The sequence below is a fragment of the Bacillus sp. KH172YL63 genome (assembly GCF_011398925.1).
Lineage (GTDB): Bacteria > Bacillota > Bacilli > Bacillales > Bacillaceae_B > Rossellomorea.
In genome coordinates, this window is record NZ_AP022842.1 from 3,601,140 (window position 1) to 3,622,543 (window position 21,404).

Consider the following 21,404-nt stretch of genomic DNA (forward strand, 5'->3'; position numbering starts at 1 on the left):
CTAAAACCCCTTCCTTGCCACATACACGAAGAATGGGGCACCGATGATTGCAGTCATGACCCCTACCGGTACTTCCTGCGGCATGATAATGTAACGGGCCCCGATGTCTGCTGCCAATAATAAAATCGCACCTAAGAGCCCTGAATAAGGAATGAGCCAACGGTGATCAACGCCGATGATCTTTCGCGCGAGATGTGGGATGACGATTCCGACGAAGCCGATCGGACCGGCTACTGCCACCGATCCGCCTGCCATCAGTACTACAATCACCAGGGCGATGAATTTGATCAAGGCTGTTTTCAGACCTAGACCTTTGGCAACATCTTCACCCATGGCAAGTATATTCATTTTGCCGGCGATCACGAGTGCCAGCATCCAGCCGCCTGCCATATAAGGGAAAACAGCGCCTAACTGTTCGATGCTTCTCCCCTGAACCGAACCCGCGAGCCAGAACAATACCTGCTCAAGTGCCGCTTCGTTCAGAACGAGCAAGCCCTGGGTAAAGGAAGAAAACATCGCTGTGATCGCAGCCCCTGCCAAAGTAAGCTTCATAGGTGTCAGGCCTTTATTCCCGACTGAGCTGATGACATAGACGCCGACTGCTGCTATACCGGCACCTGTAAACGCAAGCCAAGTGAAAGATTGGAGGCTCGAAACGCCGAACAGCGTGACGGCCACTACGACCATGAATGCACCACCTGCATTGATTCCGAATATACCCGGAGAAGCGAGAGGATTTTTTGTCAATGTCTGCATGATGACACCTGAAATTGCAAGGGAAGCCCCCACCGCTGCTGCAATCAGTGCCCTCGGAAGCCGGATCGTCTGCAGCACAATATGCTCCGTCGAACCGTCCGGATCTGTAAATGCGTTGAAAGCTGCCTTCCAGGATGTATCCGTATAACCATAAACAATACTTATTCCCATGCACACTATAAGGAACAGGAATGTCACCATAAATAAAATAAATTGTTTTTGAGTTTTCATTATGTGAACCTTTCTATTAGGAAAAAAGATTTCATTTCGGTCTATTCTTCCCTTTCTAGTTTAAAGAAGAGACGTACAAGCGTCAATGACTTTGAAAATCATTATCAATTAACTGTTGACAATGAAAACCTTCTCATCTACTATTATGAATGTAAATGATAACGATTATCAATCGATAAAAAAGATTCAGGGGGACCTACATATGAAATTAAAAAGTTTATTATCTTTTCTGCTCATCACAACTCTCCTCTTTCTAGCCGCTTGCGGTAATAAAGAGGAAAAGGAAGAATCAGCAGATAAAGATGCGAAAGAAGAAACATATACAGTCGATCACGCAATGGGGACGACTGAAATCAAAGGAACACCAAAGAAGGTCGTGATCTTAACGAATGAAGGAACGGAAGCACTCCTTTCAATGGATGTAACGCCTGTTGGAGCCGTACAATCTTGGACAGGAGATCCTTGGTATGATCATATCTCCGAGCAAATGAAGGATGCTGAAGTTGTCGGTACTGAAAGTGAATTGAACATCGAAGCGATCGCGAAGCTTCAGCCTGATCTGATCATCGGGAACAAAATGCGTCAGGAAGAACAGTATAACCAACTGAAGGATATCGCTCCTACAGTCATGGCGGAAACCCTTCGCGGTAACTGGAAAGAGAACTTTGAACTGTATGCAAAAGCGTTGAATAAAGAAGAAAAAGGCCAGGAAGTTCTTGCTGCCTATGAGCAGCGCATGGAAGACCTTAAAGGCGAACTTGGTGATAAACTGAACCAGGAAGTGTCCATGGTCCGTTTCATGGCTGGGGATGTCCGTATTTATCATAAAGATTCATTCTCTGGTGTTATTCTTGATCAGTTAGGGTTTGCACGTCCGGAAGGCCAGGATGTTGATGACTTTGCTGAAAAAGGTGTAACGAAAGAACGCATTCCTGCAATGGACGGGGATGTTCTATTCTACTTCACATACGAAACAGGTGATGGTGAAGCGAATAAACTGGCGGAAGAATGGATCAACGACCCACTGTTCCAAAACCTTGAAGTCGCAAAGCAAAATCAAGTCCACGAAGTAAACGATGCAATCTGGAATACTGCAGGTGGTGTCATTGCAGCGAATAAAATGCTTGATGATATAGAAAAGATTTTCTTAAATCAATAATCATATCTCTCACAACATGCCTGGAAGGGTGCCCATCCTTCCAGGCATGTTTTTTTATGTGCACAATGCTTTTTCATAATTCTTCTATTTTCGGAAACACTACAGGATAGACTACACATCGAATATGAGGGGTTAGTATGTTGTCATTTTTCAAAAACAAGAAAAGTACAGATAAAAAGCAATCATATGAAAGCATTATAAAGAGTGCGGAGAAATCTGATGATTTTAAGGAAGCCTTTTACCAAAACCCTCATACCGGGGCCAAATTCAGCCTGCATTTCATTACGACCCTGATCGATGGAAAGATCCTGCAGGAGGATGTCCTTCCCTCTTTGCTTTCGAAGGATTTTCATTCATTTGATGATTTAAAGAAGCTCGTCCCCGTTCTGGATATCCAAGTGTCGAAAGATGAATCGAAAATTGAACAGAAGCTCTATAACGGATACACGGTCCTGACGATGGATGCCTCTAGTAAAGAGTTTGCATTCATCGCCACAAAGAATGAAATGGGAAGGAAAGTGTCCCAGCCCGAAGTGGAATTCAGCGTTGTCGGTCCAAAAGAAGCCTTTGTCGAGTCTCTCAGTGACAACTTGAATCTGATCCGGAAGCGGCTGCCGATTAAAGAATTATTAGTCGAAGAATTCAATATCGGAAAAATGACCCATACGAGAGTCGTCCTTGTCTACCTTGACGGCCTTGCCAATGAAGCGAATGTGAACACAATGAGACAGAGGCTGCAGGCCATAGATTTCGATCAGATCATGGACAGCTCGTTCATTGAGCAGCTCATTGCCGACAACAGCTACTCCCCTTTCCCCCAGCTTCTCGACTCGGAAAGGCCTGACAGGATTGCATCGGTCCTTGTGGAGGGAAAGGTTGTTGTCATGTCAGACGGATCGCCTCATGCCTTGATCGGACCGACGACATTGACCGAGTTTTTCAATGCGTACGAGGATTATTTCCTGAACTTCTCCATTGCCTCTTTCTTCCGTCTCGTACGGGTATTTTCTGTTGCCTTTTCAGTATTGATTACACCAATTTATGTAGCAGCATTAACCTATCATTACGAATTGATTCCAAAGGATCTTATGGCTACCTTGATCACTTCACGGCAGGAGATCCCCCTCCCTCCTATATTGGAGGCGTTGTTTCTCGAGTTGACGATTGAACTACTCCGGGAAGCAGGGGCAAGGTTGCCTACCAAGGTCGGTCAGACGATCGGTATCGTTGGCGGGATCGTGATCGGGACGGCTTCGGTCGAGGCGAGCTTAACGAGTAACGTTCTGCTCATACTCGTTGCGCTCTCTGCCCTTGCCTCCTTTACGACACCGGTTTACCGGATGAGTAATACTATCCGTATCTTACGGTTTCCTTTCCTGTTGTTCGCACAGCTTTGGGGACTTGTCGGTATCGTCTTCTGTTTCTGTCTGCTCATGGGTCACCTGTTACAGTTAACATCACTCGGAAGACCGATACTCGAGCCTCTCTATCCTCCTCGTCTGAAGGACCTGAAGGATGCCCTGATCCGGTTTCCATTCAATAAGCAGGCGGGCAGACCGGAATTTCTGCGCACTAAGATTCCCTTCAGATTCCGTCCTTCTGAAGGAAAACGAAAGGTTGATATTGACGAATGAAGCTTGGAGGTGATGACATGCAGCCAATTCCAGATAGAAGAAAAATATCCCCATTTCTCGTCTTTTTCCTCGTTCACTCGATCCAGGTCGGGGCAGGTGTGCTTGGATTTCAACGCATCATTGCTATGAATGCAGGATATGATGGCTGGGTTGCAGTCATTTTAGCCGGGATCATCACCCATGTCTTGATGATATGTATGTATATCATCCTCGATAAATCAGGCGGTGACCTGGTGTCGGCCCATACCCTCGCCTTCGGGAAGTGGATCGGGAAGCTATTCAGCCTGCTGTTTGCCATCTATTTCAGCCTGCTGGTCGTCACGATCCTCCGTACGTATATCGAGGTGCTGCAGGTGTGGATGTATCCGGAGCTGAGCACCTTCATGTTCGGATTTTTTTTCATGTTCTTGGTGTACTATATTGTAAATGGTGGAGTCAGAACATTGACCGGTACGGCCTTTTTCGGGACAATCCTGCCGAGCTATCTGCTCCTGACATTCATGTTCACCTTTAGATACGCCGACTTCCGGAATTTACTGCCTGTCTTTGATCATTCTATAAAAGATATTTTGATATCTACGAAAAATATGTCTCTCACTTTTCTTGGATACGAATCGATTTTAATGATCTACCCGTTTATCAAAGACGCAAAGAAGTCCCAGAAATATGCGCACTGGGCCCTTTTCACAACGACGACGGTCTACACACTCATCGCCCTTATATCATTCGCTTTTTTCAGCCAAAAACAATTGGAGAAAACGGTGTGGGCCACATTATCCATGTGGAAAATCGTCGAAATGCCCTTTGTGGAGAGATTTGAGTATATCGGCATCGCAAACTGGTGCCTGGTTATCCTGCCGAACGTGTGCATTTCGATCTGGTGCGCTAGCCGGACGCTAAAACGGATCACCCCGGTCAAGCATAAATACACGCTGATGATCGTTTGTATCCTATGTCTCGGTTCCCTGACATTTATCTCAGACCGGGAACAAGTCAATTTGTTAAATGATATTTCTGGGAAGATTGGATACTATTTTAATTTCTTCTATATTCCCATCCTCCTGATACTGGTGATCATCATGAAGAAGGTGAAACATAAACCATGAAGAGGTTCATACTATTATTCACGATATGCCTCCTGTTCCTAAGTGGCTGTGTGGAAAGGGAAATCATTGACGATCTCTATATCGAAACCGGAAAAGCATTTGATTACGCCGGGGAAAATAAGATCAGGGGAACCTCCCTTTTCCCGATTTATGCCGCTGATAAAACCATCCAAAATGGAACCTTGTCTGCAGAAGCAGACTCTACCCGTGAGGTACTCGAAAAGCTGGAAAGGCGCTCTCAGCAGCCTTTGGTCCGGGGAAGCCTGGATGTTGTCGTGATCGGTGAAAAGCTCGCAAAGAAAGGGATCATCGATATCGGAGACTCCCTGCAACGGGATGCAAGTGTTGGGGCAAGATTATACCTTACCATTGCTGAAGGGGAAGCGGGTGAACTCTTAAAGGGAAACTACGGACAAAGAGGAAACGGTACCTACCTTTCAAACCTCATCTATCACAACATCAACAAAAGGGAACTTCCTGAAACAAATCTCCATTTATTTCTGTTTGATTATTTTCAGGACGGACAAACACCTTATCTGCCCTTGGTAAAGCAACTCAATAAAGAAAGTGTCGCCATCACAGGAATCGCCCTGTTCAACAAAGATAAGATGGTAAAGAAAATCCCCGCAAACGATTTATTCTTCTTCAAAATATTGGTCGATAAACTGGCAGAGGGAAGTCATGTAGTGAAAATGGAAGGAGAGGAGGCATCGGAAACAGAAAAATCAGTAGAAGCTTCGGTCACTAGCTTGAGCGCCAAACACAAAATCATCGTAAAACATAAGACCGATCCTGTCGAAGTGACCATAAAAATAAAAATCAGGGGAATCGTCAGGGAATATACCGGAAAGAAATTAACGTCTAAAAAAGTGGATACAGTAGAAAAAAAGATGAAAAAAGATATAGAAAAAAAGTGTATAGCCATGCTGAAGGAGTTTCAGGAATTAGGGATCGACCCCATAGGGATCGGTCAGAACCAAAAGCACGGTGTACGGGGATTCGATATTAAAGAATGGGAAGAAAAAATCTATCCCGAGGTGAAATTCGATGTGAAAGCGGATGTTCAGATCCTGGAAGCTGGTACGGTTGAATAAAAGAAAGTAAAGGGATGAGACATAACGATGCCCTCATCCTCAAAACACGAACTTCTCTGAAATGCAATTCACTTTGGTACTCCACTGCTGATTTCCGTACAGGGCTTACTACATGTATGAAGTGATAGCACAAAAAATCCGAACGAAGCAGATTTTCGACTTCGTTCGGATTTTTATTTAGCAGGCACTTTTTGTGATAAAAGTGATTTGAGTGATCGGCGAAATATTAATTTAATTGGTGATATCGATTTTTACCGACGAAACCACCATATACCATTTTCATAATCGAGCCGAATAACCCCACAATCTTATTTCCCCAAATAAACAACCCGCTTTTCATCCGAACTTTGCTTGCAGGCTTCGATTACTTCAATCACCTCTAACGCGTCTTCAGGGGAAACAGGCAGAGGTTCGTTCCCTGTGATGGCACGGTGGATCCCAAGATAATAACGGGTGTAGTCTCCTTTTTCAGACGGGATGACTTCTGATATGATGTCGTCACCATTCACTGTCGTAAGGACGCCCCAGTTCTCTTCCTCTTCCATCCCCCACTCGGCGGATAATGGATTTTTCCCGGCCTTCAAGTCTTCCTCCTGGCGGTCCATCCCGTGTTTGACGTAGCTGCCGTTACGGCCATGAACCTGATAGCGAGGTCCTGGATCCAATACGATTGAACGTGAGTAGAGCTGGACTCTCAACACGTCATATCCAAGGGTGATCACGAAATAGTCCTCCGCTTTCTCCGGGTTGCGCTGCGGGAACACATCTGCCTGCACCCACTCGGGGGTACCGAACAGGGTGAGTGCCTGATCGATCAGATGGGAACCGAGATCGTACAGAACGCCTGCCCCTTCAATTTGGTTCTCTTTCCAGCGGTCCTTTATTTCCGGACGGAAACGGTCGAAATGGGCTTCGTATGTATAGATTTTTCCAAGTGTTTCTTCCTTGACCAATTGCTGGACGGTCAAAAAGTCCGCATCAAAGCGGCGGTTATGAAAGACGGAAAGATGGAGGCCCCGCTCTTTCGCCAGTGAAAGAAGCTCTTTTCCGTCCTTGCTGTTCGTCACGAACGGTTTCTCGACAATCACATGTTTATCTGCCAGCAAGGCTTGTTTGATCATCGGATAATGAAGATGGTTCGGTGTTGTGATGACAACCAGTTCGATGTCCTGCTGAAGCAGCTCTTCCATGGACGATACGACGGTGGTGCCTTTCAGGTCCTTTTGAACTTTTTCTTCATTGGAAGACAGTACCGATTCAATATGAAACTCTTCTAAATGAGAAAGCAGCGGACGATGAAAGCTTTGTCCTGAAAAACCGTATCCTGCCAAACCTACTTTGATTGTTTGCATAATGTCACCTTTTTCCTCAAAAATGTATTCTCATCGTATCATGGACGGGTTGCGGAAAGAAATGATTCGTTTTACACACTGCATCGTTTTGTATAAAATAGGGGGACAAGGGAGGTTAACAACTTGCAATCAATCAAAAACAAAGAAACCTTTGACGACTTAATCGCGTCAGCTCAACCTGTTATCGTTAAATTCCATGCAGACTGGTGCCCGGACTGCCGCCGCATGGACATGTTCATCGATGAGATCATGGAAACGTTCAATCAATATAAATGGTATGACATCAATAAGGACGAATTCCCGGAAATCGCCGAAAAGTATGATGTTATGGGAATCCCAAGCCTGCTTGTGTACAAGGACGGCGAAAAAATCGCCCACCTTCACAGCGCACATGCCAAAACACCGGAACAGGTCACAGACTTCCTGAACAGCCTGTAAGCTAAAGGTCCGTCCCTCGATCGAGGGACGGACCTTTGTTGTTCAGATGATCTTCTCAGCGAATATTCCCTTTCCCATCAACATACACGGTCTGGACGATCGTTCGCTGATAGGGATTTCCCATCCCTGTGTACCCTTCGATGTCGAGGGTGATATTATGGATCCCTTCTTCAAAGTCTGCAAGGGGCAATGAAGATATTTCCCCTGCGGTTGTGACTGTGGAAGGGTTTGAATCAGGATTGAACGGCAGGTGATGGATCGTGTAAGTCTTCTTTCTCCCTGTATCAGGCCCACTTAAGGCACTGATCATTCCAGCTTGATGATGGAAAAATGCGGTCATCAAATAATGCTCTTTTCCTCTTCCCCTTGCCCTTACTTCCCATTGACCAGGGACGGGGGCTGAAAGGGAGATGGCATGATGATGGGCTCCTGGGAAGAAACCTGTCCTATCGGCCTCCCTATCCCAGGCGGTATACCCTTTTCCGTCAGGGGCGACGAGCTCATACTCACAATCTTTCCTGTCGCTGACCCACACCACGGTGAGACGCCCAATCCCCTCTTCAACCGGGAACCTCTCGATTGCAGAACCTTCATATTCCCCGCCCCGATGAAGGACGGAGGTTTCATCTTCACCGGGCAATTCCTTGAATATTGAAACCTCACCAGGCAGTTCTTCACCTTTGAATACACGCTGCAGGTATTGAAAAATTTCGTTCCCTTCCTTGATCGTCCCGTGGGTCCAGTCACCGACAGCAACTTCAAGGCCAGACTGAAGCCTCGAACTTCTCACCAGGACGGCTCCATCATTTTGACCGAATCGGCTCAGGTACAATCCTCCCCAGAATAACGGAGAGCCTGCATTTCCCCAGCCCGTGCCACCGAACGTATAAAAAGGTACGACCGGTCCACCTTCGTCAGTGGAAGAACGAAACCTTTGCATATAGGCCGTTTGCAGAGAAAATACAGCCTGCGTCCTACTGCCTAATTTCCCGGTCAGCCAGCCGGCCCATTTACTGAAAGCAAGATCTGCAAGTTCGGAGCCATGATGTGGGGATGACAAGGTGATGACCTGCTCTACATATGGATGAGCCCCGTAATGGACAAGGGCTGCCTGGGCATCGATCCCTCCCTTGCTGTGTCCCACGATGATAAGCTTTTGTTGAAAATGGGCATACATCTCCCGAATCTTTTCAGCAAGGATTTCTCCATTTCTCCACATATCCTCATCGGGATGCAAATCGATCAATACCGACTGATGACCGGCATTCCTTGTGGATTCAAGCAGGTCTCCCTCTTCTATCCACGTTGATGAGGATGAATCGATCCCATGGATGAATAACACAGGTAGTCCGTTTACACTGCATGCTTCTTCGTCAATGAACCATCTGCCAGGATGGACTGTCCTTTTCTGCACCAGCTTTCCCTCCCTTTTCGTATCTGATACTCTTCATTATCGTTCAGAGAGGATAAATATTCACCCTTCATTTCCAAAGACAGGAAAAAAGACATATATACTGTTAAACCTTGCATAACTCCGTTTCACTTATCAAACACTACTCTTGAATACGTCTATGGGAGGAATGCAAGTTGACGAAGAAGTATAACAAAGGCAGCGAAAATCAAAATTCACCAAAACGGGGCACAACCGAGTTTGCCTCAGAAATCACCCACGGAGATAACAGTAAAGGGAATAAACATAATAAAGATCAGAGAAACAAGTCGAAGTGACAGATGTCTGTCCTGTGATGAGAAGGAGGAAATGAGATTGGATTATAATCGTGCAAAGCAGATATTATCTTCATCAGCTGAGGTGGAAGTGAAGTATCGGGACGCTTCCGTGTGGATCGATTCGGTCAATGAAGATGGGAGAACAGCCGTTGTTCATCTCCGTGGTCCATTGGAAGAACGTTCGGAGGTAAGTATCGAAGACTTAGAGGAAGCATAAAAAAGAGACGATATGGCCCGGCCATATCGTCTTCTTTATTTGCTTAATGTTTTTCACGGTCCTTGTCTTTATCATGATGTCCTTTATGCTTACCTTTGCCTTTCAGGATATCAAAGATCAGTTTCGCTTGATCCGTATTATCGATTCGTCCTGCAAAGCGTTCTTTTTCTGGACCGAATGCGTATACAGGAACGTCATCACCTGTGTGGCCGCCAGTCGTCCAACCAGTGCCGGAGCGCTTATCAAAGATTTTTTCAATTGCATCATCGATTTTCGTTTGGTCGCCGGTTTCGGCTGCTGTTTTGACAGAAGCGACTTCCTCTTCCGTCAGTTCCAGGTCGATGTTTTCTGCAAGTGTATCTTCCACTGAAGCACCGTTGACGATTTGCTCTGCCATGTAGTCAGGCGTATGCTTCGCCGCTTGGATCGGAGCCGGATCCCAGTTATACTCACCGTCGGCACCGATAGAAATGCCGCCTGTGGAGTGGTCAGCTGTTACGATGACAAGCGTTTCACCATTTTCTTTCGCGAAGTCCCTTACTTTTTCAAAAGCCAGTTCGAAGTCCTTCATTTCACTCATGGCAGCAACAACGTCGTTGTCATGGCCTGCCCAGTCGATTTGACTTCCTTCCACCATCAGGAAGAAACCTTTTTTATTGTTCTCCAAACGATCAAGGGCAGCTGTCGTCATATCAGCAAGGCTGGGCTGCTTCTCATCACGGTCGATCATCTTATCCATTCCCGACTCTGCGAAAAGCCCAAGCACCTGCTCATTATCATCCTTGCCAAGTTCCTCTGCAGATTTCACATAGCTATAGCCATCATTCTTGAACTCATCGGCAAGATTACGGTCTTCACGTTCGAAGAAATCCGTTCCTCCGCCAAGCATGACGTCAATTTTATGTTTTCCATTAATCATTTCATCATAGTAGTCATTTGCAATCGCATCTTCACTTTTACGCTGCTCCTCATGTGCCCCGTAAGATGCAGGCGTCGCATGCGTGATCTGTGATGTAGAGACGATCCCTGTTGACATGCCATTTTCTTTCGCTTGTTCCAATACCGTTTTGACATCTGATTTATCATTATCAACGGCAATTGCATTATTGTACGTTTTCACACCGCCGCTCATCGCTGTCGCAGCAGCTGCAGAGTCGGTTACGTTCTCTTTTTCATCTTCTGGATACGTTGTTTGGAGGCCGACAAGATAAGGATCAAATGCGGTATTCTCCATCTCTGCCGTATCAGGGTTGTCATTCATATAACGAAGGCCGGTTGTATACGGTACACCCATACCATCACCGATCATGAAAATGACGTTCTTCGGTTTACCATGTTTGTAATCCTTCGCTTCTACTTCTGTGTTGTCCTGGTTCATTCCTATGAAACTCCCAAGAGCAAGTGTAGACACTACCGCTACAGGAAGGATCTTCTTCATTGATTTCTTCATTTACCCTACCTCCTATTTTTTCGAGTACATGTAGAAGGATAAAGGGGAAATGTGAAGAACCATTTGCAAAACCAATACAGCAGTGTAAAGCTTCTGTAAACACAGAAAAAACAGGAGAAAAGCCCCCTGTTTTTTCTGTGTAGTCCATGAATTTGGTCACGTTTATTTTCTATATTTTTCTTTCACCATTCATATGGGGTGCTATTCCCTAATCAAAGGCAGGGTGCAGCAGCGGAATGAACCACCTGATTTAATGATTTCTGATAAATCCAGTTCAATGACTTCGAAGCCCTTGTCACGGATCCGTTCATTCATCGAATGATTTTGAACGAGGGAGATGATCTTGTTATCGCCGATCGCCAATACATTCGGTCCCATTTGGAATTGCTCATCATCTGACACGGTGATCACTTGATAGTGCTCCTTGATGAGTGCAAGATCTTCAGGGGAAAATGCCGGCGGATAGACAATCGCCCATTCACTTGAGATGATTGTGAAAACACAATCGAGATGCAGGATATCATCTTTCAAGGGGATTTCATGGACGGTGTATTCAGGCAGCTGGTTCCGCAGGGATTGGATGGCCAGTTGATTCGTGCGGCCGCTCACCCCGATCCAGATATTTTCCCCATCGACAAGTACATCTCCCCCTTCAATGGAATGAAGCAGTCCACGACTTGGCACTTCATTTGCCTTCAGCCAATTCTTCAACGTTTCCACTTCTCCACTGCGCACATCCGTGTTCATGGAAGCAACGAAGAAATGTTCATGGATCGTGAAGCCGATGTCCCTTGTAAAGACTTGTTCATTGAATGCTGGGGACGGCGTGAGGTGAATGACCTCTGAGCCGTGCTTTTCCAACGTCTCGACGAATGTTTTGTGCTGTTCGACCGCTTTATCTATATTGATATTCTCTTTAAGAAAATGCTTTTGTGTTTCATTTATGATTTCATTAATTCTCATATATTCCGGGGAAACCACCATAACCTTCTTTAATTTCCCATACTCGTTAGCACAATATGTTTTATGGTTAGGTGCCATTGGGGAATTCAAACTCATCATTATACCCTCCAAATATTTACTCTTCGGAACTGCTTTTCCCTATTATTATGATAATAAAACTTCCTTTTTATAAGTTATGCGGAAGCAGCATGAGCAGGGACAACGGAGGGCTGACATTGTGAAAATAGGGCTGTTGTCCTTGGGTGATTTTCTACCCTACAAAAAAAGCAGCAAAAAGAAGCTGACACATTACACGCCAGCTACCTTCCCTGTTACGATTCTTCCTTAATGGACCATCCGATCGTGGTCCTTCCAGTACGCTTTTCTGATGACCACCTTTTGGATTTTCCCTGAAGCGGTTTTCGGTAATTCAGCGGCGAAGCTGATGCTCTTCGGTGCTTTGAAGTGGGCAAGCTTTTCCCGGCAGAATGCAATGAGCTCCTCTTCGGTCAAGCTGCGCCCTTCCCTCAGGACCACAACGGCATGGGGCACTTCTCCCCAGCGTTCATGGGGGACGGCAACGACCGCTGCCTCAAGGACACTGTCATGTTCATACAGGGCCCCCTCGACTTCAATGGAAGAGATGTTTTCTCCGCCGCTGATGATGACATCTTTCATCCTGTCGACAATTTCGATGAACCCATCTCCATCAACCGTCGCCATATCACCGGTATGGAGCCACCCGTCCCTGATTGCCCGGTTTGTTGCGTCGGGATTTTTATAATAGCCTTCCATCACCGTATTCGTCCTTGTGATGATCTCACCGATTGCCTTGCCATCATGGGGGACTTCTTCCCCCGCTTCGTCCACTACTTTTACCCTGCTTCCAATCATGCTGTAGCCCGCTTTCGCTTTGAGGCGGTACTGCTCCTCTTTTGGCCGTCCCTTTTCCGTCGACCTTAGTACAGAAGTCGTAATCAGCGGGGAGATTTCTGTCATTCCGTACACCTGGATGAATTCCCAATTCAGATCTTCTTCCACCCTTCTGACAAAGGCAGGCGGAGGTGCTGATCCGGCAATGACCACCCTCACACTTTGATCAATTTCCCGGACCTTCTCCGGGAAGCGTTCAAGGACCATATTAAGTACAGTCGGCGCCATATGCATGACTGTTACGCCGTGAGCTTCCACTTTATCCAGTATCACCTCCGGATCCACCTTCCGAAGCATCACCTGGGTCGCGCCGTTGGCTGTATAGTAAAAAGGCGACCCCCAACCGTTCACATGGAACATCGGCAGGACGTGAAGGAGTGTATCCTGATCCGATACCTTTAAATGATGCATCGATGATAAGGCATGCAAATAATTTGAGCGATGGGACAGAAGCACACCTTTCGGGTCTCCTGTCGTTCCGCTCGTATAAAGCAGGGAAGCGATATCCGTTTCTTCCAATGAAACCCGCTGGATAACCACTTGATTTTCACTTATAAAGATTCACTTTCAATGCCCTGCTTTCACACGGCTCGGCCAATCCCCGTAGAGACCCGTAGAAGCCCTCGAGCATTTCCGTTGTATTCGGGGCAAGATAAGCAACCTTATCCCCTTTCTTAATGCCCCATTCCTTCATTCCCCTAGACAGCTGGTTCACTCGTTCGGACAACTGCCTGTAAGTCAAACGCTTTTCATCATCGATGATCGCCACCTTATCACCGTACTGCTCCACGGCCCTGTCCAAAAAATCCGTCAACACTAAAGGTACATGCATATGTAACGCCAGCCTTTCCCGATAAAATATTTATGTGATATATGGAGTATTTTAACAGATACCGGTTACATTTTGCGAATATTCTGATATATACTTTTTCACTGGAACTCATCTTTCCCTTCATCATTCAATATAAAAAAGCAGCATGATGACACAAATGGTCATCATGCTGCTTTTGGTCAGCGTCCTCTTTTAGCCGTATTCGATGATCTTGAATTTCCGTTGCGGAGGTGTGAACCGCTTTTCCCGGGTTTGTTGCTGGTATTCCGCTTAGACTGCCTTCCCCTTGATGAGCCTTCACCACTCTGTCGGGACGGTCTGTCTTCGCTTTTGCCGCGGCGGCCACGGGAGGATTCCCTTTCCTCTCCGCTCCGGGCCCTTCCTCCCCGGCTGGACTTTGCTTTTCGGTCTTTGTTTGCCTGGATGTGTTTTTCCCGGCGGTCTTTTGCGCTTTCTTCTGATCCCTTCTTGACAGGTGCAGATGATGAAAGAGGGACTTCTACGATACGGCGGGGTAACGTACGGTCGATTCCTTTCTCAATTGCAGCCAGATCCTGCTTGTCCTTTAATGCAACAAAGGTGATCGCCAGTCCGTCATGACCGGCACGGCCTGTGCGCCCGATTCTGTGTATATACGATTCAAGGTCCTGTGGGATGTCGTAGTTGAACACATGTGTGACACCTTCCACGTCAAGTCCACGGGCAGCTACATCGGTTGCGATCAGCAGCTGGAGTTTCGCATCCCTGAACTTCTTCATCACGGCTTCCCTTTTTGCCTGGGATAAGTCACCGTGAAGTTCGTCGACCAGAAAGCCCCTCGCTTTCAAGTCACCGAGCAGCTTGCTGACCCTTCTTTTCGTACGGCAGAAAATGATGCCTAAAAACGGCTGTACGTCCTGGATCGTTTGACTGAGGGCATCCAGTTTCTGACGATCCGTCGTTTCCACGATTTCCTGTTGGATTTCCTGAACAATTTTCTCTTTCTCACGAATCTGCACATTCAGCGGCTGCTTCATATATCGCTTGCCAATCTTGCGTATATCCTTGGACATCGTCGCTGAAAACAGTGCTGTCTGACGGGTAAACGGCGTCTCACGAATGATCGTTTCCACCTCATCGAAGAAACCGATGTGAAGCATTTGATCCGCTTCATCGAGGACAAGGAACGATACGTTCGAGAAGTCGACCGTTTCCCTGCGTACATGATCAAGGATACGGCCAGGTGTCCCGATCACGATATGGATCGCTTTATTTCTCAGCCTTTTAATCTGTTTATCGACATCCTGGCCTCCGTATACGGCCAGAACATGTATATCATCTTCTGCTGAAGACAGCAGCTGATTTAATTCAGCCGTCACCTGGATCGCAAGCTCCCTTGTAGGTGTGACAATCAGGGATTGAATCTCGTCCCGCTCCGGATCGATCTTCTCAAGCATCGGCAGGAGAAACGCCATCGTCTTTCCGGTTCCTGTCTGTGCTTGTCCGATCACGTCTTTCCCATCGAGTAAAGCCGGGATCGTTTCGCTCTGGATCGGTGTCGGTTCTGTGATTGATTGTTCTTTTAATGCATTAACGTACTTAGTTTGAATTCCTAAACTAGTAAAATCTTTCATGGGGTCACCTCTTTGTACCCCATTATACCTGTAATCTCCTTTAGAAAATAGGGCACTATGTTATAATGGGGAAATCGTGAAATGAAAAGAGGAATAGAATGTTATCATTTGAAGATAAATTATCCATTGTCGAAGAGTTCAGTGAATTATCCCGTAAAGATGTTTCATTAAACAGGGTGAATTTTCACTTTGAAGAAAGTCTGTATGAAAAAACGACCGTGGTGTATCATCTGCATCCGAACGGCAACGGATTTGTTTATACCGGCAGCCTTCCAGATTATGAAGCCGACAAAAAAGGGCTCGTCAACATCCGTGACTTTGACCGGGAAGAGCTGAAAAGCATCATCCGCGCGTCCATCGATCTGCTGGCTACCGAAGAAGAAACCGTACCTCCAGTCGAAGAGCGCTGGAAAGATACTGAAGGTCACACCCTCCTGCTCATTGAAGAGGACGACCGCTGGAGTATTTATGCCGGTGATAACCTTGAGGACAGCTTTGGCGGATACGATGAAGCCGCCCTGTACCTTCGGGAGGAAGGCTTCCGCCGGAGATAATATGAAAGGCCGAATCGGATGTCCGGTTCGGCCTTTCGTGTATAGTCCATTCTTATAGTGAACGCGTCAAAATATCCCTTACGCTTTCAGCGTCCATTTCTTTATACGTCCCGACTCCCGGCTTGATGAACGTTTTCTCAACGATCGCATCGAATTCGCTGTCATCGATTTCATAATCGGCGAGGCGTTCAGGCGCACCTAAGGAATTCCAGAAGTCACGGAGCGCTTTGGCCCCTTCCCGCGCCACTTCGATATCCTCTTTCCCTTTCGATTCTATGCCGAAGACATTGACCGCTAGCTGCTTCACTCTTGATAGGTCTTCTTCCAATACATGCTCCAGCCAATTCGGGAATAATATCGCAAGACCCCCGCCGTGGGGGATATCATATACGGCTGAAATCGCATGCTCGATCCGGTGCGTCGCCCAATCCCCTCCGTCTGTTCCGTTAGATAACGTTCCGTTGAACGCCGTCGTACTGACATACATCATCGTTTCCCGATGCTCGAAGGATTGCATGTCTTCCAGCAATTTAGGACCGGTGGCGATCGCGGTTCTCAGCAGGGACTCGATGAAACCGTCAATCATCGGAGTGTTTTCCGTGCGATGGAAGTAATGCTCCAGTGCGTGTGACATGCTGTCCACGATTCCGTAGACCGTTTGATCCCGGGGCACGGAGAATGTGTACGATGGATCAAGGATTGATAACTTCGGAAATACATGGGGTGACGACCAGCCAAGCTTATCGTTCGTTTCCCAATTGGTGATCACGGATACAGGGTTCATTTCAGAGCCGGTCGCAGCAAGCGTCAGAACCGTTCCAAATGGCAACGCTTCTGTGATCGGCGATTTTCCTGTGATAAGATCCCAGGCATCCCCATCATATGTGGCACCGGCCGCGATCGCTTTCGTGCAATCGATCACGCTCCCTCCACCTGCAGCAAGGATGAAGTCGATTCCTTCTTCACGGCAGATTTCTACCCCTTTCCGTACAGTCGTCAGACGAGGGTTGGGTTCGACACCGCTCAATTCGAAAATCTTTGCGTCGATCTTCTTCAATTCGGCCGTCACATCATCATAAACACCATTCTTTTTAATGCTCCCTCCCCCGTACACGAGTAACACGTTCACACCTTTTTCGAGAGTGGTGGATAATTGCTTCACTTCACCTCTTCCGAAGTAAAGCTTTGTAGGATTATATTGTAAAAATGTATTCATTTCTGCACCTCATTTTGTTTTTATATCTTCATTCTAGCAAAGAGTCAGCTCAATGAGATATTGAACCTTTTTCATCCCTTTCATCAAAATATTTGATAGTTAAGATGTCAGGGAAGCGATCAACTGGGTCAACGGAGGAGTCAGCCATTTCTTATTTTGATAGATGATTTGAGTATAAACCTTTACATCCCCATGATTGAAAGGAAGCATCACAAGCTTCCCGCTTTGAAGTTCTTTCTTCACTGAGATCTCCGGCAGGATTGCAATTCCCAGTTCATCAGCCACACACTGCTTGATTGCCTCTAGACTGCTAAAGGAAATGACTGATTTAGGCTGAATTCCTCCCTCATTCAGCACCTGCTCCAGCAGCACCCTGTACGAGCAGCCTTCTTCAGTCAAAATCAGTGTTTCCGATGCAAGCTCATTCAATTCGATTGCATCAAGGCCCGTCAACCGGTGGCCGGGAGATCCGATCATGACGAGCTGTTCCTGCCTGATCGGGATGGTCGTCAACTCCGGATGCTCCACATAACGGTCCATGAGGATGGATAGATCGAACTTCCCCTCAAGTGTCCCTTCTTTCAGATTGGGACAAAGCCCCGATGCAAGCAGGATCTTGAGCTCCGGGTGCTGTTCTTTCAGCTGTTTGATGAATGGGGTGATGAAGTAGGCAGCAAGTGATTCGACCGTCCCGACCCGGAGCGTTCCACGGAGATTGCTTTCCTTCGAGAGCCTCTCCTCCGCCTCATCCAGCAGGGAGAGTATTTGATCCACATAGTAATACAGCTCTTCACCTGATTGGGTCAAGCGCATCTTCCTGCCCGACCTTTCAAATAATTTGGTCCCGTAATGCTCCTCGAGCTTCTTTATTTGAGTGGTCACACTGGATTGTGCGTAGCCCAGCTCTTCGCCTGTCTTTGTATAACTTCCCCATTTGGCCACTTCTTTAAAGGTGTAGTAATAATTCACATCCATAGAGATCCTCCATCATTTATTCCGATAGTTGGTATCGATTATTATAGATAACTCCCATCCTTCAATCAATGATATACTCCTATCCAATGAAAAAAGCGTGGGTCTACGGGACAAAATATGGCGCCCACACGGTCCGGTGCGGTACACTTAGACGACCAAAGCGCTTATGACAGATCATTTGATTTATAGAGGAGTGTTGAATTCTTGAAAATACTTACCCTGTTAGGAAGTACGCGAAAAAACGGCAATTCCGAGTATATAGCGAGAAAAATCGTAGAAGGGACCGATCATACCATCGTCTCCCTGGCCGATATGCATATTGAAGCGATCGAGGACTTACGGCATGCAGAAGGCGGTTTCGTACCGGTCGACGATGATTATGAACAGCTTGTCCGATTAATCGAAGAGCACGACGTACTGCTTTTCGCCACACCTCTTTATTGGTACGGGATGAGCGGCCCCATGAAGAATTTCTTCGACCGATGGAGTCAGTACCTAAGGGATCAGCGCTTTCACCTGAAGGAAGAACTCATGAAGAAGAAAGCATATGTCGTCATCACCGGTGGAAGTTCAGCCAAAATCAAAGCCCTTCCCCTTGTACAGCAGTTCGATTACATTTTCCAATTCGTCAATATGGAATTTGCCGATTACATCATCGGCGCCGGCGTCAAACCGGGAGAAGTCCAACATGATATCGCTGCCCTCGAAAAAGCGGCCCGTTGGAATGCATCATTTAAATAATGGACGTCATATCCGAATGGCTTTCCGGAATTCTTATATAGAATTTCGGAGGTTGTTTGGATTTTTTTATTACCATTTTAATGTGTCAGGGGCCGGAACAGCCCACTTAAGGAAAACAATGTGCTAATCACAGCCCCTTCTGGACATAGTAAGGACAAAACCCCATTGGAGGTGCTTTATGGATTTCCCGACGATCCACACAAACTTCTGGGATGCTGTGATGGCGATCCCCATCATCATGGCAGTCACTCAGCTGATCAAGCTCTTCTTCAAGCCGCCTGCCTTTCTCATCCCGAATATCGCGGTCACTCTCGGGCTCCTCATCTCTATTTTCATCAGCCATAAAGGACATCTTCCGACCGGGGTTTTCATGGGCTTTTTTTACGGATATGCCGCAATAGGAAACTACGCTTCGTTAAAAACAACCCTGTTAACGCTCAGGGGGGAGAAAAAACAGTAGTGAAGTAACTTAGTAAAAAAACGAACAAGCGTTCTTGTTTTTAGCATGACTTTTGTTTTATAATAAAAGAGTACTTAAATACAAGCGAATTGGAGTGGAAATGATGAAGCATCAAGCTACACCTTATTTTAGTTTCAATGGTCAGGCAAAAGAAGCATTGGCGTATTACAAAGATGTGTTTGACGGGGAGATCCTCAGCGTCATGACTTTCGGAGAAGCCGATTTCCCCAGTCCACCTGAAATGTCAGAACATATCATGCATGCCCAGTTTAAAAAAGGAGAGCTGTTCTTCATGATGTCAGACAGTTTCCCCGGTCAGGAAACGACGGCAGGAAATCACATTTCACTCGTACTGGAGCTTGAAAGCGAAGAAGAAATCCAGCATTATTACCGCCGTTTAACCGAAAAAGGGACGGTTGTGATGGAACTGCAAGACACGTTCTGGGGCGCTGTTTATGCAAAGGTGAAAGACCCATACGGCATTCATTGGGACTTGAACTATACGAAGAAATAACATCTGTGGGCGCTGTACATAACTCACCACCCGCTGAACAAGCATTGTACGCTGTTTGAACCAATCAATCCGGACGCATTCGATTTCCAACCATACAGATCGAATCATCGTCCGGATTTTCCTTTCCTTTGAAATCATCTGTTTCAGTTACTTTCATCCCCCTCTCTCCCCTTGATATTTTTGTCCCGAATGAGGTTTTAACCCCCGCTATTTTAGGGAATGGAATATGAACATTATGTTCATTTACCTTAATCATTGGAGGCTCTCTTATGGAATTACACAACGGCAGTTTGTTCTGGCCAACTACATTAAACAACGAACGGTTTGAAAATCATTACGATGTCGCCATCATCGGAGGCGGGATGTCAGGCATTTTATGTGCCTATGTCCTGACAGAAGCCGGATTGAAAGTGGCTGTCATTGAAAAGAGAAAGATCGCCGCCGGCAGCTCTTCTGCGAACACAGGACTGCTCCAATTTTCGAACGATATCATGCTCCATGAGCTGATCGATCAAATCGGTGAAGAGAAAGCAGTGCGATTTTATAAGCTTTGTCTGGAGGCTGTGGAAAACCTGGAGCAAGTGGCGATGAAGTGCACATTGTCACCTGAATTCTCAAGGAGGAAAAGCATCTATTACGCCAGTACCCCACGTCACGTCCCGAAACTGAAAAAAGAATATAAAACGTTGAAGGCTCACGGGTTTCCTGTTGAGTACTGGACGAGAAAAGACATAAAGGAACGCCTGCCGTTCTCAAAGTCCGGCGCCCTGATCACCCACGGAGACGCCGAGGTGAATCCATACCGGTTCGTAAAGGGGATATTTGATTATTTACAGGAAGAAAATAAGACGACGTTCTTCGAAAATCTTGAGGCCGTAGAGATTGAAGAATGTCCTGATTCGGTAAATATCCATACGCCTGAAGGAATCATCCATGCATCTCAGATCGTACATGCAACCGGCTATGAAACACCGCCGATCGGGAAGAAGATCGGGACCGAAATCAACCGTTCATACGCAATCGCCACCAAGCCGATCGACGACTTGTCTCAATGGGATGAACGGGCACTCATATGGGAAACCAAGCGACCTTATCTTTATATGCGCACAACCGCAGACAACCGGATCATTGCAGGCGGCCTCGATGAGGATCACCATGAAGCCCCTCAAAGTAAAAAGAAAATAAAAAAACGTGGGAAGCGGATCGAAAAAGCTATTCAAAAGCTCTTCCCCGACCTGGACATCAAAATGGACTACGCCTGGGGGGCAAGCTTCGGGGAATCGGTGGATAACCTTCCCTTCATCGGCAAGCATCCGGAAAAAGAGAATATCTATTACCTGCTGGGCTATGGAGGTAACGGAACCGTCTACAGCATGCTCGGTTCCCAAATACTCCGCGACCTCATCTTGAAACGACCAAATCCGGATGCAGAGATTGTAAAGTTAGACAGGTGAAAATA

At 46.5% G+C, this 21,404-nt stretch carries 20 protein-coding genes and 1 pseudogene; 12 read left to right on the plus strand and 9 right to left on the minus strand.

Annotated features, from left to right (window positions below):
- Positions 1-987: a FecCD family ABC transporter permease gene (locus tag KH172YL63_RS18485; RefSeq protein WP_173107471.1), complete on the minus strand. Its 987-nt coding sequence runs from the start codon at positions 985-987 to the stop codon at positions 1-3.
- Between the two features lie 202 nt (positions 988-1,189).
- Here KH172YL63_RS18485 and KH172YL63_RS18490 point away from each other — a divergent pair, with 202 nt between their 5' ends.
- The 4 genes from KH172YL63_RS18490 (at position 1,190) to KH172YL63_RS18505 (ending at position 5,980) form a co-directional block, all read left to right on the plus strand.
- Positions 1,190-2,146, plus strand: coding sequence for an ABC transporter substrate-binding protein (locus KH172YL63_RS18490; RefSeq protein WP_173107472.1), 957 nt, complete (start codon positions 1,190-1,192; stop codon positions 2,144-2,146).
- A gap of 137 nt (positions 2,147-2,283) precedes the next feature.
- Positions 2,284-3,780, plus strand: coding sequence for a spore germination protein (locus tag KH172YL63_RS18495; protein WP_173107473.1), 1,497 nt, complete (start codon positions 2,284-2,286; stop codon positions 3,778-3,780).
- A 17-nt stretch (positions 3,781-3,797) separates the two neighbouring features.
- Entirely contained in the window at positions 3,798-4,886 is a 1,089-nt protein-coding gene (locus KH172YL63_RS18500; RefSeq protein WP_173107474.1) for a GerAB/ArcD/ProY family transporter, read from the plus strand.
- Positions 4,883-5,980: a Ger(x)C family spore germination protein gene (locus KH172YL63_RS18505; RefSeq protein WP_173107475.1), complete on the plus strand. Its 1,098-nt coding sequence runs from the start codon at positions 4,883-4,885 to the stop codon at positions 5,978-5,980. The genes KH172YL63_RS18500 and KH172YL63_RS18505 overlap by 4 nt, the downstream gene beginning before the upstream one ends.
- 308 nt (positions 5,981-6,288) lie before the next feature.
- Here KH172YL63_RS18505 and KH172YL63_RS18510 read toward each other — a convergent pair whose 3' ends face one another.
- The gene (locus KH172YL63_RS18510) at positions 6,289-7,332 is read right to left on the minus strand and encodes an oxidoreductase (RefSeq protein WP_173107476.1); all 1,044 of its coding nucleotides are present in this window, start codon (positions 7,330-7,332) and stop codon (positions 6,289-6,291) included.
- A gap of 123 nt (positions 7,333-7,455) precedes the next feature.
- Here KH172YL63_RS18510 and KH172YL63_RS18515 point away from each other — a divergent pair, with 123 nt between their 5' ends.
- Positions 7,456-7,770, plus strand: coding sequence for a thioredoxin family protein (locus KH172YL63_RS18515; protein WP_173107477.1), 315 nt, complete (start codon positions 7,456-7,458; stop codon positions 7,768-7,770).
- Positions 7,771-7,825: 55 nt separating this feature from the next.
- Here KH172YL63_RS18515 and KH172YL63_RS18520 read toward each other — a convergent pair whose 3' ends face one another.
- Positions 7,826-9,184 (minus strand): esterase/lipase family protein, encoded by a 1,359-nt coding sequence (locus KH172YL63_RS18520; RefSeq protein ID WP_173107478.1) that lies wholly within the window; start codon positions 9,182-9,184, stop codon positions 7,826-7,828.
- A 173-nt stretch (positions 9,185-9,357) separates the two neighbouring features.
- Here KH172YL63_RS18520 and KH172YL63_RS18525 point away from each other — a divergent pair, with 173 nt between their 5' ends.
- On the plus strand, positions 9,358-9,498 hold the full coding sequence (locus tag KH172YL63_RS18525; RefSeq protein ID WP_173107479.1) for a hypothetical protein: 141 nt from the start codon (positions 9,358-9,360) through the stop codon (positions 9,496-9,498).
- Between the two features lie 37 nt (positions 9,499-9,535).
- Positions 9,536-9,715 carry an H-type small acid-soluble spore protein gene (locus KH172YL63_RS18530; protein WP_173107480.1) on the plus strand — a complete coding sequence of 60 codons (180 nt, stop codon included), beginning with the start codon at positions 9,536-9,538 and terminating at the stop codon, positions 9,713-9,715.
- A gap of 43 nt (positions 9,716-9,758) precedes the next feature.
- On the opposite strand, the gene KH172YL63_RS18535 is transcribed toward KH172YL63_RS18530, so the two are convergent.
- The 4 genes and pseudogenes from KH172YL63_RS18535 to KH172YL63_RS18550 form a co-directional block, all read right to left on the minus strand.
- Positions 9,759-11,165 (minus strand): alkaline phosphatase, encoded by a 1,407-nt coding sequence (locus tag KH172YL63_RS18535; RefSeq protein ID WP_173107481.1) that lies wholly within the window; start codon positions 11,163-11,165, stop codon positions 9,759-9,761.
- A 201-nt stretch (positions 11,166-11,366) separates the two neighbouring features.
- The gene (locus tag KH172YL63_RS18540) at positions 11,367-12,224 is read right to left on the minus strand and encodes a dimethylarginine dimethylaminohydrolase family protein (RefSeq protein ID WP_173107482.1); all 858 of its coding nucleotides are present in this window, start codon (positions 12,222-12,224) and stop codon (positions 11,367-11,369) included.
- Positions 12,225-12,452: 228 nt separating this feature from the next.
- Positions 12,453-13,872: pseudogene (locus KH172YL63_RS18545) on the minus strand (class I adenylate-forming enzyme family protein).
- A 179-nt stretch (positions 13,873-14,051) separates the two neighbouring features.
- A complete protein-coding gene (locus tag KH172YL63_RS18550) occupies positions 14,052-15,485 on the minus strand; it encodes a DEAD/DEAH box helicase (protein ID WP_173107483.1) in 1,434 nt (477 codons plus the stop codon).
- Between the two features lie 98 nt (positions 15,486-15,583).
- Between KH172YL63_RS18550 and KH172YL63_RS18555 the strand changes: the two genes are divergently transcribed.
- The gene (locus tag KH172YL63_RS18555) at positions 15,584-16,039 is read left to right on the plus strand and encodes a hypothetical protein (protein ID WP_173107484.1); all 456 of its coding nucleotides are present in this window, start codon (positions 15,584-15,586) and stop codon (positions 16,037-16,039) included.
- A 52-nt stretch (positions 16,040-16,091) separates the two neighbouring features.
- On the opposite strand, the gene KH172YL63_RS18560 is transcribed toward KH172YL63_RS18555, so the two are convergent.
- Together KH172YL63_RS18560 and KH172YL63_RS18565 are read right to left on the minus strand one after the other, a co-directional pair.
- On the minus strand, positions 16,092-17,255 hold the full coding sequence (locus KH172YL63_RS18560; protein ID WP_173107485.1) for an iron-containing alcohol dehydrogenase: 1,164 nt from the start codon (positions 17,253-17,255) through the stop codon (positions 16,092-16,094).
- A 99-nt stretch (positions 17,256-17,354) separates the two neighbouring features.
- Entirely contained in the window at positions 17,355-18,230 is an 876-nt protein-coding gene (locus tag KH172YL63_RS18565; RefSeq protein WP_173107486.1) for a LysR family transcriptional regulator, read from the minus strand.
- A gap of 204 nt (positions 18,231-18,434) precedes the next feature.
- On the opposite strand from KH172YL63_RS18565, the gene KH172YL63_RS18570 reads away from it, so the two are divergent.
- From KH172YL63_RS18570 to KH172YL63_RS18585, 4 genes are all read left to right on the plus strand, one after another.
- Positions 18,435-18,971, plus strand: coding sequence for a flavodoxin family protein (locus KH172YL63_RS18570; RefSeq protein WP_173107487.1), 537 nt, complete (start codon positions 18,435-18,437; stop codon positions 18,969-18,971).
- A gap of 178 nt (positions 18,972-19,149) precedes the next feature.
- Positions 19,150-19,431, plus strand: a complete 282-nt coding sequence (locus tag KH172YL63_RS18575) for a hypothetical protein (protein ID WP_173107488.1) — start codon at positions 19,150-19,152, stop codon at positions 19,429-19,431.
- Positions 19,432-19,534: 103 nt separating this feature from the next.
- Positions 19,535-19,945, plus strand: coding sequence for a VOC family protein (locus tag KH172YL63_RS18580; RefSeq protein WP_173107489.1), 411 nt, complete (start codon positions 19,535-19,537; stop codon positions 19,943-19,945).
- Between the two features lie 269 nt (positions 19,946-20,214).
- Complete coding sequence (locus KH172YL63_RS18585) at positions 20,215-21,399, plus strand: NAD(P)/FAD-dependent oxidoreductase (RefSeq protein WP_173107490.1); 1,185 nt, start codon at positions 20,215-20,217, stop codon at positions 21,397-21,399.
- Positions 21,400-21,404: the final 5 nt, after the last annotated feature.